This window comes from Paenibacillus sp. FSL H8-0280 (assembly GCF_045040665.1).
Lineage (GTDB): Bacteria > Bacillota > Bacilli > Paenibacillales > Paenibacillaceae > Paenibacillus > Paenibacillus xylanexedens_A.
The window spans coordinates 6,014,203-6,029,188 of the sequence record NZ_CP150296.1 but is presented as its reverse complement, the minus strand read 5'-3'; the positions used below and the strand labels follow the sequence as shown (position 1 = coordinate 6,029,188).

The 14,986-nt window shown below is 46.2% G+C and carries 13 protein-coding genes; 10 read left to right on the top strand and 3 right to left on the bottom strand.

The genetic code is table 11. The features are described 5' to 3' along the window. The first annotated feature begins 58 nt into the window (after positions 1–58). From MHI12_RS26350 to MHI12_RS26340, 3 genes are all read left to right on the top strand, one after another. Positions 59–1,819 carry a sensor histidine kinase gene (locus MHI12_RS26350; protein WP_405170750.1) on the top strand — a complete coding sequence of 587 codons (1,761 nt, stop codon included), beginning with the start codon at positions 59–61 and terminating at the stop codon, positions 1,817–1,819. Further along, complete coding sequence (locus tag MHI12_RS26345) at positions 1,794–3,386, top strand: response regulator (RefSeq protein ID WP_405170749.1); 1,593 nt, start codon at positions 1,794–1,796, stop codon at positions 3,384–3,386. Before MHI12_RS26350 ends, MHI12_RS26345 begins: the two co-directional genes overlap by 26 nt. Before the next feature lie 142 nt (positions 3,387–3,528). Continuing rightward, positions 3,529–5,181: an extracellular solute-binding protein gene (locus MHI12_RS26340; protein ID WP_405170748.1), complete on the top strand. Its 1,653-nt coding sequence runs from the start codon at positions 3,529–3,531 to the stop codon at positions 5,179–5,181. Positions 5,182–5,303: 122 nt separating this feature from the next. Here the strand turns inward: MHI12_RS26340 and MHI12_RS26335 are convergent, their stop codons facing one another. Further along, entirely contained in the window at positions 5,304–5,546 is a 243-nt protein-coding gene (locus MHI12_RS26335; RefSeq protein WP_047841627.1) for a hypothetical protein, read from the bottom strand. A gap of 297 nt (positions 5,547–5,843) precedes the next feature. Here MHI12_RS26335 and MHI12_RS26330 point away from each other — a divergent pair, with 297 nt between their 5' ends. From MHI12_RS26330 to MHI12_RS26320, 3 genes are all read left to right on the top strand, one after another. Beyond that, entirely contained in the window at positions 5,844–7,559 is a 1,716-nt protein-coding gene (locus MHI12_RS26330; protein WP_405170747.1) for a DUF6138 family protein, read from the top strand. Between the two features lie 90 nt (positions 7,560–7,649). Then, entirely contained in the window at positions 7,650–8,702 is a 1,053-nt protein-coding gene (locus tag MHI12_RS26325; protein WP_405170746.1) for a hypothetical protein, read from the top strand. Positions 8,703–8,737: 35 nt separating this feature from the next. Further along, the gene (locus tag MHI12_RS26320) at positions 8,738–9,394 is read left to right on the top strand and encodes a hypothetical protein (RefSeq protein WP_405170745.1); all 657 of its coding nucleotides are present in this window, start codon (positions 8,738–8,740) and stop codon (positions 9,392–9,394) included. A gap of 121 nt (positions 9,395–9,515) precedes the next feature. On the opposite strand, the gene MHI12_RS26315 is transcribed toward MHI12_RS26320, so the two are convergent. Next, positions 9,516–10,625, bottom strand: coding sequence for a hypothetical protein (locus tag MHI12_RS26315; protein ID WP_405170744.1), 1,110 nt, complete (start codon positions 10,623–10,625; stop codon positions 9,516–9,518). A gap of 190 nt (positions 10,626–10,815) precedes the next feature. Here MHI12_RS26315 and MHI12_RS26310 point away from each other — a divergent pair, with 190 nt between their 5' ends. Continuing rightward, positions 10,816–11,706 carry a phosphotransferase gene (locus tag MHI12_RS26310; protein ID WP_405170743.1) on the top strand — a complete coding sequence of 297 codons (891 nt, stop codon included), beginning with the start codon at positions 10,816–10,818 and terminating at the stop codon, positions 11,704–11,706. On the opposite strand, the gene MHI12_RS26305 is transcribed toward MHI12_RS26310, so the two are convergent. After that, on the bottom strand, positions 11,703–11,909 hold the full coding sequence (locus MHI12_RS26305) for a hypothetical protein (RefSeq protein WP_017692174.1): 207 nt from the start codon (positions 11,907–11,909) through the stop codon (positions 11,703–11,705). The two genes, MHI12_RS26310 and MHI12_RS26305, sit on opposite strands and share 4 nt — an antisense overlap. Before the next feature lie 336 nt (positions 11,910–12,245). Here MHI12_RS26305 and MHI12_RS26300 point away from each other — a divergent pair, with 336 nt between their 5' ends. From MHI12_RS26300 to MHI12_RS26290, 3 genes are all read left to right on the top strand, one after another. Continuing rightward, on the top strand, positions 12,246–13,868 hold the full coding sequence (locus MHI12_RS26300; protein ID WP_405173058.1) for a copper amine oxidase N-terminal domain-containing protein: 1,623 nt from the start codon (positions 12,246–12,248) through the stop codon (positions 13,866–13,868). Between the two features lie 189 nt (positions 13,869–14,057). Next, complete coding sequence (locus tag MHI12_RS26295) at positions 14,058–14,507, top strand: disulfide oxidoreductase (protein WP_405170742.1); 450 nt, start codon at positions 14,058–14,060, stop codon at positions 14,505–14,507. A 19-nt stretch (positions 14,508–14,526) separates the two neighbouring features. After that, positions 14,527–14,970: a FixH family protein gene (locus MHI12_RS26290; protein ID WP_338588589.1), complete on the top strand. Its 444-nt coding sequence runs from the start codon at positions 14,527–14,529 to the stop codon at positions 14,968–14,970. Positions 14,971–14,986: the final 16 nt, after the last annotated feature.

Here is a 14,986-nt window from a genome sequence, read left to right as displayed (position 1 = left end):
CAATATAGAATAGGACTTCGGTGTAGAACGACTTCAAATTCAGGGACAGGGTGAAAAGATGAAATTCACAGTATTTGCGAAGACGGTCATTCTCTTAATCTGCCTGCTCGTACCCATTCTGCTGCTCTATACATACGCGAATCAGGCAAATGTGGACATGGTCGTTGAAGAGAAACAACAGTCGAGTCTGAACCAGTTCAATTATTTCAGTTCCCAGGTGGATAAAAATATCGAGCAGCTCTCGCTGTATGGCCTGACGTTGCTGCGAGATCCGAGTATTCTGCATTACCGTTACATGACGGACTCCACCAGCCAATATGAGAAGAACAGCATCTATCTGGATATTCTCGACAAATTATCGTTGTACCAGTCCACCAGCCGCTGGAAGAACGATATTACCATTGTGCTGCCACAAGCGGAACTTGTGTTATCCACCATGTCCAGCCGGACGGTCTACGATGAGAAGATGTTGACGTTTCCGCAACCAGGTCAATGGCAGCTGGAGCAGGGGAGTTTCACCTACTTTTTCACGGATAACTACGAGTGGAATGAAAAACCGGTGAACACAGGCGTGCGAACGGTGATGGAGATTAATTTTGACCCGATGAACATGGTTGCCATGTTGGATGATTTTAAAGAAACGCAGGGCGGAGATCCTTTTTTGCTCGTACCAGGTAATGATCCGTTGCTGAACCGTACGGCGGATCCCGAATTGGTCGAAGCGATCATGCGTGATATCCCCTTTAACGGGCCGGAGAGAGAAGGCAATCATCAATTGGAGGTGGGCGGTAAACAATATTTGGTCAGTTACGTGCACTCCAAACAACTGCAAGCGGTATACGTGAACCCGGTGGTATTGGATGATTTGTTAACCCCGATGGACAAGAGCCGAAATATGTTTATTACCTCCATTCTGTTACTGCTCGTGCTGAGTATCGGGGCCGCACTGCTTTTGTATCGAAAAGTCCAGGTGCCCATCCATCGTTTGATGAGAGGGCTGCAACAGATTCGTAAAGGCCAGTTGTCCACGCGGATTCCAGTCGATCACTCCCGTGATGAATTTGCGTACCTGACCCAGAGCTTTAACCATATGGCGGAGCAGATTCAGGAACTGATCGAAAAGGTATACGAGGAACGTATTCGCTCACGGGAAGCGACATTGAAGCATCTGCAATCACAGATCAATCCGCATTTCCTGTACAACTGCCTGTTTTATATCAAAAATATGACCCAGCTTGGCAACCGTGAAGCGGTTATTGCCATGTCGCTAAGTCTGGGAGACTACTATCGCTACATTACGCGGGGCGAGAATGACATGACGAAAGTGGAAGAAGAGATTCGACTGCTGGACCATTATCTGTCCATTCAACAGATGCGGACCAACCGGCTGACCTACGAGATTGACGTACCGCAGCAACTGATGTTGCTCCACATTCCGCGGCTGCTCATCCAGCCAATCGTAGAGAATGCGGTGATCCACGGCATCGAACCGATGGAAGGCAGTGGGCATGTCGTCGTAACGGGGATGGCGGTACCCGAACATATTGAGGGACGTAAATATACAAGATATAGCCTGTTTGTAGACAATGACGGTGTCACACTGACAGCGGAAGAGATTGCGGAATTGGAACGAGAGATCAATGAACCGATGGGCGAGGAGATTGGAACAGGCACGTGGAATGTGCACCAGCGTCTCGTTACGCGATATGGGCTGTCGTCAGGGCTTCATTTTGGAGCGATTCCTTATGGTGGACTTAGTGTAGAAATTCGATGGTTTGAGGAGGAACAACCGCATGATGAATCTGATGGTCGTGGATGATGAACATTCGGCAGTCGAGTCGATCGCTGTCTCGATACCGTGGAGAGAACACGGGATTGGTCAGGTATTCAAAGCCTATTCAGTCAAAGAAGCCTTGGAACATATGGCATCACATCAGGTCCATATTATTATCACGGATATCCGTATGCCGGGTATGTCCGGTCTGGATCTGGTCAGTCACATCCGCCAAAAGTGGGAACAGACCAAATGTATTATTTTATCGGGGCATGCTTCCTTCGATTATGCGAAGCAGGCGCTCAAACACGGAACAGTCAGTTATCTGCTCAAGCCGGTTCGGGATGAAGAACTGATCGAATCCGTGCAGCAGGCCGCCGTGCAGATTCGCCTGGAGGGTGAGAAACAAATGCTGCATCAGCGGGCCATGTATTCCGTGAGGGAACATCTGCCCGAGAAGAGGGCGGAGCTAATGAAGGATGTACTGTTAGGGCATAAATTTGCGGATGCTGAACTCGAAGGCAAGTTGGAGCAACTGGAGATCGGGTTCCGTCCACAGAATAAAATGCAACTGCTGCTCATCCGGTATGATGACCATCAACCCACACATAAAGCGTTTCGACTGATGAAGTACGCCATCTCAAATGTGGTGGAAGAGATCTACGGGAGTACCTATCATCTCTGCCATACAGATGACGCCTATGATGATCTGGTCTTCATGGCCAGTCCCAAACAAACTCAAGCCGAACCGGAAATGTTAATGGGCCGACTTGGAGAGCGGTTGATCCACAGTGTGAGGCAGTATCTGAACGCGACCATTTCCCTGTCTGTTAGTCGTATGGGGCGTTTCCCAGATCAGGTGCCGCAGCTATATCATCAAGCCGTCAGTGCGCTTCGCAAGCAAGCCGAGGCAGGCAAAGGATTACATCTAAATGCGGCGGCGGGAACCAATGGGGCCACGTTGAAGTCTCTTGCAGCACTGTATGAACCGCCGGGTCTAACGGCGTTGCTGGAAGCCGGGCGCATGGAGGATGCACACCGCAAGATTGATCAGATCTTTGCCGAACTGTCGAACAGTGTGTTCCCGGAACATGTGTATGTGGCTTTTCATTATTTGGCGGCGGCATTCTCCTATATGGCTCATCGGGAAGGAAGGCAGTTAGCCGAAGTGCTTGGCGAGCAGTACCAGCAGTTGCTCAAGGATGGATATGGTATCTCGCTGCGCAGTCTGGAAACGTGGACCAGAAGTGTGATGCAGCAGTGGGAAGAGAGTACAAGCGATGCGGGACAGGATGCCGGATCAACGCTGATTCGGCAGGTGCAGCAATGGATTGACCATCATCTGGGCGAGGATTTATCGTTGCAAGTCATTGCCGGAGAGGTGCATCTGCACCCGGTATATCTGTCGAAAATGTACAAACAATCCACAGGTGAAGGCATTAGTGATTATATTATCCGTTCCAGAATGGAACGTGCGGTTCATTTGCTGAAGCATACGGCGATGAAGATCTATGAAGTCGGTCAGGAAGTGGGGTACAATAACACGCCTTATTTCATTCAGGTGTTCCGCAAACATTATGGACTGACCCCGCAGGATTTTCGGAACGGTTAACAAATCAATATGAACATTGAAATTGTGATATATGTTTGCCTCCCCGGCTGCACTATCCTTTTCATGTAAGGTGCATAATGCCACATGCAGAGGTGCATTTGGCATATAAGGGTATCCAAGTTACCTGAGGAGGGGTTAGTTCATGTATAGAAAAATGATGACGGCATTGCTCGCAATCACGATGGTTGCTGTAACGGCATGTAGTTCGGGGGCCAAGGAAGAACCGGCGAAGGAAGCCGCTACACCACTTGCTCTGCAAGACGGGAAGTATGAACCGGCGGTACAGATGAGTTATTTGCGGGCCTGGAATGATGATACGAAATTTAAGAACGGGGAAACGGCCCAGAACAATGTGCATACCAAATGGGCCAAGGAACGACTTGGCATCGATCTGACCACACCGTGGGCTGTATCGGTGACCAATGATGCATTTTACACGAAATTACGCTTGTCCCTGTCCGCTAACGAAGAACTGCCGGATATCGTCTCCATTCGGGGGGATTACAATCTGGTACGGGAATTAATTGAGTCCGGCAAGTTTGCGAATGCAGGCGAGCTGTTTGACAAATACGCTTCGGACACATGGAAACAGGCATCTGAATCGGCGCCGGAGGAATGGTATCCGTACATGTATGAGGGCGAGCGTTATGGCATTCCAATCTTCGATTATGCCTACAACGGCGATTCGGTCATGTTTATCCGGGAAGACTGGCTGAAGAAGCTGGGACTGGAAGAACCAAAAACCATGGATGAGCTGGTTACGGTCATGGATGCTTTTACGAATCAAGACCCGGATGGGAACGGCAAAAAAGATACGTATGGTCTGACCGTGGGTATGAAAAATGCGCTCAATACCTGGATGACGGAATCCGGCTGGATCTTCGGCATGTACAACACGATGCCTGGACAGTGGAATGATGCCGGAGACGGAACACTGCAATATGGCTCCATTCAGCCAGGTGTGAAGGAAGGTCTCGCGACGATGAAAGATTGGTTGTCCAAAGGCTATCTGCCCAAAGAAGCGGGTGTGTATGACGAGATCAAAGCAGCAGAATTGTTCACCGCAGGCAAAGCTGGCATTATCGTGGGACCACACTGGATGCCGAACTGGCCAATTGATGATGTGAAGAAAAATGTGGATGGTGCCACGTACAAGGCCATTGCTTTACCTACTGGACCAACAGGCGAGAGCCACCAACATGGATCTGGTGCGAGTAACGGGGTAGTGCTGATTAACAAAGACATGGTGAACCCGGAGATTTTCTTCACGTATCAAAATTATCTGTTCGACAACTTTGCCAATCCAGAAGTGGGCAGCGAATTTGAACATGGCTTCGCGCAAGGATATGACTATGATATTGTGGACGGTAAAGTCGTTGGTGAAGCTGAAGTGAAGGACGGCGTATCACCACTCAAATATACAATTACGTATGACGGTGCACGGATTCCGAATCTCATGATGGATACGCTGGCGGAACTTGCGAAGGGTAAGGAGCCGGAGACTCCTTTTGAGAAAAATACGGAAATTGCCAACAAACCGGAAGTGTTTGTAGCCGCTGAAGTCGTCGTTGCGAATAAAGATAACGCGATCAAGAGCAAGTTCACGGGAGCACCGACCGAGACGATGAAAATGAAACAGGATGCGATCGACAAGCTGGAGAAGGATACGTTCAGCAAGATCATCTATGGTCAGGTGGGCATTGAGGAATTTGATGCGTTTGTGACAAAGTGGAAATCCATGGGTGGGGATGATATCACTGCCGAAGTGAACGAGTGGTATAAGACAGTAAATTAATCAACAAAGCAGGGGAGAACTGATGAATTTATCAGTCTACCCTGCTTTTTTGTCTCGAATAACATTTATAGAAAAATAGAGTCTTAGGAGTTATAGCAACCAATCTATATCGGACAGATCGATTATGACTCGCAACGGACAAAGGTAACGTTTTTTCCTAGAATCACATTCTCAACCTTCCATCCTGCATTTAACCAGGATAGTGCCTGTGTATGATTATTAGAATTATTCACCCACCATTGTTCGCGATTATACGCAGTAGGGGGTAACGTAAATCCGAGAATCTCCTCAAGCTCTGCGTATGTAAGGGTGATTGAAACTTGATTCAAGTAGTTTTCCAAGGGGAAGTATTTGCTGTAGCTCATTTAGTCGGACCTCCTGAAAAGGAATACAATGATTATACAACGTGGGGATGATGATAGCGAGGGCATACCGAGAGCATACATAGATATGAAAAAAAAGGAATCCGTAGATCTCTCTTACTAGCAAGCAACCGTGCGTAAGCCTTATTGTTCCGTTGTACTTGAGAGAGTAAAATAATAGGTAATATACGAACATCAATACGTATTTATAACATAGATACCTCGGACTAATCCGGGATGAATAGAGGTTCAAGTGTGGTTGATGAACATCATAAGATGCATGGGAAGGCAGGAGATTAGATGAGTACACTTTATGATCAGGCGATGGAAGAGATGATAACGACGCTCCATGAATGGTTTGATGAACAGCAAAAGCGGGATGACCTGGAAAGTGTTGTGAAGCGAACCACGCTGCAAATGGGTATTTTCAATGATATTGTACTGGATTACAGACCTGGACGGACCACGGTAGACAGCCTGGATCTGGGTTTGGATGATGATGTGAAATCAAAGCAGGCAGGAGCCTTTACCGTGGAACAGGTACGTAACGAGATTGGGCCTAAGCTTGTAGAGGTTGTTCAGAGAAGATTGGACAAGCTGGCAGATACTCCGTTGATTGACTACCGCTTCACCTTGCGAGGGAAATTCCCAACAACCGAAGGCAAGCTGCAACTGACTTTATTTGAATGGATAAACGAAGAGAAAAGAGCGATGCTCCTTGAGCGTATTCATACCTATGTAGACAAGAATCTGGAGAACAGTACATATCCAACGAAGCCATTGGAATCCTTCTTTTTGACGAGTCATCTGCTCGATCCAAAGCTGTTCCCGGAGTTGGATGTAGCATGGACGATCGGGCAGTATGACCGGATACAAGAGTTGAATCAGGGGCGTCCGGAGGCAATGGTGGAACATCGTGGTGAGATCACTCGCGCGGTGACGGCATGGGCGGAGAATCAGTTTTTGCCACAGTATTATGATGTTCAGTCTTCGCCTTATCGTACCAATGAGTATTCACTAAAACCAGGAACAACGCTAGAGTCGAACGTTGAGACTCAGGCAGGCCGACATTTGAACGAGACTGGGAAGGCGCAAACATCCGAAACTCAACCAATCGATCTGCTATTATACGCGGCGGTCATGATTCTACGTTTTGAGCCGAGTTATAGTAAACCCAAAGGTGTGACTTTCTTGGAACTCGCTAAGCAACTCGGTAGCAAACGTGCGGCACGTATGATGACAGAAGGCAGCGGAACGTATGCGAAGGACGATATTCATGTGAAAACGGAAGAAGTGGAATGCAAAGCAAATGATGTATTTGCTCTGATGACCATTCACATTCGTAAGGAAGAGGCTGTTGCCTATCAACAGGCACTTACCTTTATCACTCATTTATTGAAACAGGGCTTTCCGAAAGGTTATAAGATCAAGCTCAAGTCCAGCGTAAAGCAGTATTTGCCGATCAAAGGACTCGCGAAATCGGATACCCACCGATTCTTTGCCAATGCACTGGAGTACCCGGAGTTGCATCCACTTCTGGAAGAGTATGCGCGTGAGGCTATCCAAGAGTTTGAGTTTTATGAGGATACCGAGGGAGAGAAAAGCTGTATGCCAGGCAGTTATGCAACCTTTGGACTGGGGCTCGTGGATGAGCGGTATTTCCCGCTGGTTGAATATTACATGAGTGAAGTGGATGATGAGCATCAGTTAATACAGGATAAGTTCATTGCGGCATTTGTAGAAAAACAGGGTGTAACGGTTCAATCCATACCTGCGTTAGTCGCCAGCTTGCGTCGTTCGACGGATAGTCTGAAGCTTAAGATTCAGCCCGAGCTGGAGAATGAGGAAATACTCGAACAGTTGGTTAGACAGATTCAAGGACTCGAAAGTTATGAGGCAGAACATGTGCTTTATCCGATCTTCGGTAAAGTGGAGAAGCTCACAACGCTCGCTCGCAAAGCGGAGGGAAGACGGAAGGAATTATTGCTGGAACTGTTGCAGGCCGCAGGGAAATAAAAATGTAAACAAGACAAGTAAGATTGTGCTGTGCCAGCCAGTGAAGCATTTTAGAGAAGTGAAAGTGTATAAGGAAAGGTGGGGAGAATTATGGAAACATTGAGACGAAACATGTGGCAGGGGTTGAATGCTCAGGACAAAGAGGCTTGGATGCGTAAGCTTGTTCGTCAGTTACCAGATGCTATGGTATATGAGGGTCTCGAGACATTTGAAAGATTCGGGTTGCGGATGGAGACAGGTGTATTTACGGAGGATGGGCTGAGATTTGTGTTTGTGCCTGGGGATCAAGTAACACTCGGCTGGGATCGTTGGCAGCATGGTATGAACGAAGAGACCTCAACCGACTTGCATGAAACGGTCAGTGAGTATGGTGTCGAGGATGTGGATTCGTTTCTGGCGAGTCAAATGTCACCCGTGAGAGAAATTACTATTGCGCCGATGCTTGTTGAATGCGAACTGATCTCGCTAGGCTGGATTGAAGTGTCCGAGGAGGAAGCATTTGCACAGGAAGATCCTGATTTCCCGTCAGCACTGGAGCAGTTTAAGCAGTCGGATATACGTGAATATGAATTGCATCAACAATTCCGTCTGATTCGTCAAAGTGAAGATGAAGTGCGAATCCTGTGGTTCAACGAAGGAATAGAACTGGAGGACGTCGTGAGGGAGGAAGCAGCGGCGGGCTTTGGTTTGCTGACCGAAGACGAATGGGAGTATATCTATGGCGGCGGTTGTCGCACGTTATTTCCCTGGGGTGACAGCTTCGACTATACGATGAGATTGAAGCACTTTGGAAGTCTGGAAGGCATGGATGAGATTGTGGATGGATCGGCAGAGACGGCCTCTTCACGGGTTGAAGAAAAGGATGGTCGTCCTTATGATCTAGAACTGCCGAATTTCTTCGGAGTGCAATTTGCCGGTGATCCCTACAAGTATGAGCTTACACTGGATTCGGCTGGGGATGTGATGCCCAAAGGCGGAGACGGCGGAAGTCTGATATGTGGTGGTACAGGGCCGCTGGTTGGTTTCTTGCCTGCTGCTGCGGTATATTATCGAGACGTTAATGCCAGTGAGCTCGATTGGGAGGATCTGATGGATACGATGGTGTATCGCAGGGTTATTCGTTTGGCTGAACTGGCATTGTAATCATGACGAAACGAATCTATCAAGGAAGAGCTATTATGGCGAACAATAAACGTTCAAAACCGTATGAAGATTCACCTTATGTTATCTATGCCGTAGATGGTATTCGGTTGAGTGCAGGCATACTTGTCCTGTTTTTTCTTAACGTATTTCTGCTTATTCCAGTGTTCAGTGTCCCGTTCCAATCGCTGTATGCGTATATTCTCGTGCCACCACTAGCCTTTATGAATATATGGGCGATTGCCCTGATTGCTGCCCCACGCAGACTCCAACTGAATTATGTATTGTTCCGAGGTGTATTTGGCATCGTTTGTTCTGTGGGATTTATGGTGATTATACAGAAGTTTGCCTACGGGACACTTGGTCTGTCGACACCTTGGTACGCCATTGGATCATTTGTGGTATATGGTTTTGCCTTGTTCCAGTACGTGAAGTTTCATTTGCGTAAGCTGCAGCATCCCCCTCAGCGTAAAAAAGGGGATAAAAGCACGGGTGTGCCTGTTGCCACAATAACGATGATTACGGGCGGAGCATATCTCCTGGCCAATATTTCACTGGCCTTTGTTACACAGCAGACTGTGGCTGTTGTGCTAATGTGTGTATACATTATGCTGGCTTTTGTGGTGTTTCATTTTATCATGGACTTGCATCGGTATTACTGGCTTCGCCAGGTCATGAATAAGGCAGAAAGTTAATTGCAGGATAGGGACAGACGAACAGGAAGAGGTCTTTGTGCAGAGTTTGAGCATACGTAACACACATCAAATCAGCCCCAGCTCATAGAGCGGGACCGAAATGATGTATGTTTATTTTTGTTTATTTCACTTTTTGTACAGATACCGCCATTTGCTCGAGTTGAGTGTGAGTCAATTGGTTATTCGGTGAGCTGATAGTTACATAACGATCATCCAGCTTGAACGTGAGCATATCCGTTTGGTCTGGTGTGTACCATTTGGCTGATACGCCATTAGGCAGTTTTACCGTTTTGCCATCATAGCTGAACGAGTAATCTTTAGGGGATACCGTTACATTCATACGATTAAAAACAAAGTTTACACCATCACCGCCTGCACCTACGCTTTTGAACGTATCTCCAGCAACCATATGTTGTGGAGCATAGGCTGTGGTGAACCCGTCAAACTTCGCAAATGCTTTGCGAATGTTATCCAATTGTTGTTTGCTATAGTTCACATCTGCGAATGCAGTGATCCCTTGATCGTTGTTGCCAGTTGCCTTCTGAACAGAGACAGCGACTTGTTGCAGCTGAGCTTGGCTCAGCTTATGATCCGGCGAGCTAAGGGTAACGTAGCGATCATCCAGTTGGAATGTGAGCATGCCCGTTTGATCTGGTGTGTACCATTTGGCGATAACGCCATTGGACAGTTTCACGTCTTTGCTCGTATAACCGTTCGAATAATCTCTTGGAGACACGTCCACTTTCATATGGCTGAAAATAAAGCTGACGCCGTCGCCACCCGCACCTACACTTTTGAACGTGTCACCTGCGAGCATCTGCTGAGGTGCATAAGCGGTCTCGAACCCATCGAATTGTGCAAAAGCTTTTTGAATCACCTCTTTTTGTGCTGCGCTATACGTTACATTCGTCAAGGCTGATGGATTGCTTGTTGCTTGGCCGATAATAACCTGCCCTTTTTTGCCGTCAAAGGATACGGGTACATGCAACGCATCGGCAAGCGCACGTACAGGCAGATAAGTGGAGTTGTTATAGGTAATTGGAGCAAGTTTGTTGCCATTGCCATCCGTTGGTGAGTAAGCCGCGCCATCGACATTAAAGCTGATTCCATGGTTAAGGTATGCAGAGATTTTCTCCAGTTGCGTTCCGGCAAATACACCCGTTGCTCCTGTTAATGTCATGCCCAGTACCATCATCGTAGCTACGGATTTCTTCATGTTTTTTTTCATCATATATCTCTCCTTCAAGTTGGGGGTTAGTTTTGTTTAATGGGCTCGCTGTCCCTTATGGCTTTATATTAAACCCCGAACATATCCAGAATAATTCTGAATTATCTCCAACTTGTAAACATGTGTGTATATAAAGGAGACTAGCATCTGTCTGTTGAATAGATCGCTTAGGATCAGGAAACGAGGTGAAGGCATGACAATTTTTCATTACGTGGCAGTTCAATATGATATTGGGAATATTGTAGGATTTAATGCCATAGAACACGGTAATAGTTCTAAAGCGATGCTGATCGAGTCTACACAAGGTAAGTTCGTTTTACGTAAACTGAGGAACGAACAACAGGCGTGGATTGAGTATGAAATGGTTAAGGCATTGGCATCCGTAAACATTTCACCATCCATGGTACAGACAAAATATAAGATTCCGTATATTACATATAATTATGAGATTTATAATTTGCAGATCTACATAGAGAATTTGCTTCCGCGTTCCCAAAGTAACATTGACTTTGTTCGGTTAGGTCAGGTGATCGGTCTTTTTCATCGTATGACGAATCATATTAAGGTTGCTGGTATGGAAGATCGTTTCGAGTTATCTCAATTATGGCGTGAGGTTTCCAATGTAGTGTTAGCCTCGTCATCTGAACAAATTCGTACGTTAGCCCAGCTTACAGAGGAGTGTCTGGAATTTCGCAAGACGAACCATTTAGTCATTCATGGGGATCTGGGCATGTGGAATTTGTTGTTTACAGAAGAGTCCATCTACATTATTGATTTCGGTGAAGTAAGAATGGATGATCATCATTTCGATCTGGCAGCTGTACTGACTTCTACAATTCCCTCGTCAACACATAGGCAAGAACTTGGAAAGATTATGGCTGATTTTGAAGATGGTTATGTGCAGGAGAATGCTGATTTTAACAGGAGGCAGCTTTACGAACAGTTACAAGTATGGATGTTACGCGGATTTTTGGCAGTAATCAGGGAGAGGGGAGTTGGCCCCTCAACCATTGGATATGTAGAACGAAAACTGAAGATGCTTGGCATGTTTGAGCGTATTCTTTGCCAAATCGAAACATTTTAGTTAAAAAGATAGAGGATTAGTCCGCCAAAACCAAGTACAATCGCACCAACATATACATAGGAAAGTTTGCTTAGGTTTTGCTTTGTGCGGCGGTCATATTCGGGGTTGCTGGTCTGATTGGCTTTGGAATTACCGATGATCATGGTAGCAATACCTCCAAACAAGGCGATACCTACAATTAAAACATAAGGCAACCAGGTCATGAATGGACCTCCTTCGCGAATAATATGATATGTCTTTATTGTACTTCAGGATAACCTTTGATGTAAGCTTTAGTTGAGAAATAAAGGAAAATGAAGTATCTATATTACAGTATGTATGTGGTCTTGGATCGGAAAGATCACTACAATTTTATATTTTTTTAATTCAAAAAAACCTTGATACAACAGGCGTTCGCAGCTTTCTTCACTGAAGGTTGCGAATTTTTTTTGCCCACAGAGTGATCCAGAATAGAGAACCCTGCGTTACACCCTATGAATACAACGACGAGGAAAAAAATTATACACAAAACATAATCGAGGAGTGAACACGTAATGAAAATGAAAATGAAGAAATTTATCGCACCTGTACTTAGCTTGACACTGTTGATGCCGGGGATCGCTGGAGCAGCTGCCGCACCACAGACACCAATGACCATGATGAAAGCATCCGTGAACACACCTGCGGCTGATCTGAGAGCAAACCTGGACCACCTGTTGTCCGAGCACTTTGCACTCGCAGTAACGGCAATGGCGAAAGCCTATGACGGAGCAAAAGATGCAGATGCAGCCTACAAAGCACTCGACCAGAATGCACTGGATATGCAACCAGCAATCGCTTCCCTATACGGTGATGCAGGTGCCAAAGAATTCGAACGCATCTTCCGCGCTCATAACAAATACACAGATGATCTGGTGAAAGCAACCAAAATGGGCAACCAGGCTGGGATCAAACAAGCACAGACAAACATCAACGGTTTTGTGGATGAGTTCTCCACATTCCTGAGTACAGCAACCGAAGGCAAGTTGCCAAAAGCAGCAGCCAAACAGGCGCTGAAAGTACATGAAGATCTCGTGCAAAAAGTATTCGATGAGTATGTAGCTGGAGATTACGGTGATGCATACAAGGCTTACCGTGAAGGTTTCAAAGAAATGTTCGACGTAAGTAAGGCACTCTCCACAGCAATTACGACACAAATGCCTGAGAAATTCGAAAATACCAAAGCGGATACAAAAGCAGCTGATCTGAGATCTGCACTCAACCACTTGGCTTCCGAACACTTTGCACTTTCGGCTCTGCAAATGCAAGAGGAATTTGATGGACGTACAGCCGCTTCCAACGCACTCGTTACTGCTGAAGCTGGAAACACAGCTGACTTCAAAGCAGCGATTGCTTCCGTTTACGGTAACGATGGTGCCAATGCTTTCGAGAAAATTTGGGTAACGAATCACGTTAATGCACAAAGCGACTATGTAAAAGCTGTTAAAAACAACGATGCTGCGGCTCGTGCGGCAGTAGAGAAACGTATTGATGGATTTACAACAGAGTTCGCTACATTCCTGGATTCAGCAACAGCTGGCAATCTGCCAAAAGCAGCAGGACAACAAGCGCTGACAACGCATGAAAATCAAGTACAAAACGTATTGAATCAATATGCAGCAGGTAACTATGATGCTTCTTACACAACAAATCGTGAAGGCTTCAAAGTGATGTTTGGTGTAGGTCAAGCCCTTGGTAATGCCATCGTGACTCAATTCAATGACAAATTCCAAGAGCCAGCAACACCTGCACCAGCGCCAGAAATGACAACGGTGTGGATGCAACTGAACAGCAAAATGCTGAAAATTAACGACAAAACAACCAACATGGACACCACACCAGTGCTTTGGAAAAACACAACATACATTCCACTGCGTTTCTTGAGTGAAGGTATTGGTGCAACGGTGAAATGGGACAAAAAAGCACAACAAGTAACGGTAATGGCTGGCGATGATACGCTTGAATTCTGGGTGAACAACAACGTTATGGAAGTGAACGGCGTGAAGAAAAACGTGGGTGCAACGGTATTTGTTAACAAAGATGGACGTACGCAAGTACCTCTGCGCTTCATTGCTGAACTTCTGAACTGGGACGTGAAATGGGCACAAAAAGATGGTTCCATTACGCTGACGAAATCGATGTAATAGTAGAGTGAAACAAGTTTAAAACAAAAAGAGCTGCCCCATACGGCAGCTTTTTTGTATTCACCCAAAAGTTCCAAATATTTGGTATAATCATCGAGTAATGACCTACATAACAGCTTGAATAGCCGATGGAGTCTAGAATGATGTATGATAATTTGGTATAAGCAAAATGAAGAGGGGGACAGAAGAATGAGTACATCATCAAAATCGGAGCGCCCAGCGAGAAATGTGGATACCCGGTTATTTGTTGCTTGGGCCGTTTCCGTTATTGCAACAGGGGGGAGTCTCTATTTCAGTGAGATCAAGGGATATCTTCCATGTGATCTATGCTGGTACCAGCGTATATTCATGTATCCACTAACCATCTTGTTGGGCATTGCCTACTTTAAGGATGACGTGGGCATCACCAAATACGTACTCCCACTTAGTTTCGTCGGTGGCGGCATTTCGTTATATCATGTAACAATCCAGCGTGTTTTTTCGGCTACAGGTAATGCCGTGGCGTGCGGTAAGGTTCCATGTTATACCGACTATTTGAACTGGTTTGGTTTCATCACGATTCCATTACTGGCACTGATCGCCTTTATTATCATCATCGTGATGCTGTGGGGTATCGGCAAAACACCAAAATCTTCTTAATAAGAAAGGATAGATGGTGATGAGCGGACAAGCTCGTTGGTTCATGCCCTTCATTATTTTGCTCCTCCTGACGGTGGGATGCTCTTATGAAGAACAGTCACAATCAGGCGAGATGCCAGAGATGATTAAAGTGAAACTTGACGTTCCAGAGAAGGCTTCTCTTCATAAACCAACAAGGTTGCAGGTGAAGCTTACACAGGGAGATGCACCGTTAAGTCAGGCTGATCATGTGCAATTCCAGATCTGGAATGAGCTTGATGATCCGCCTTCTGTATCTCCGGAACAAGGTATGATGACAGCGGACGAACTGGAGAATCAGGGGGCTATTACTGCCACTGAGTCAGAGGAAGGGCTGTATGAAATCCAGCATACCTTTGAAGAACCAGGTACGTATGTGGTACAGGTCCATGTTACGCACGGAGCTATGCATAGCATGCCGAGAGCGAGAATTGTAGCGGAATGAAGCAATGGGCGGGTAC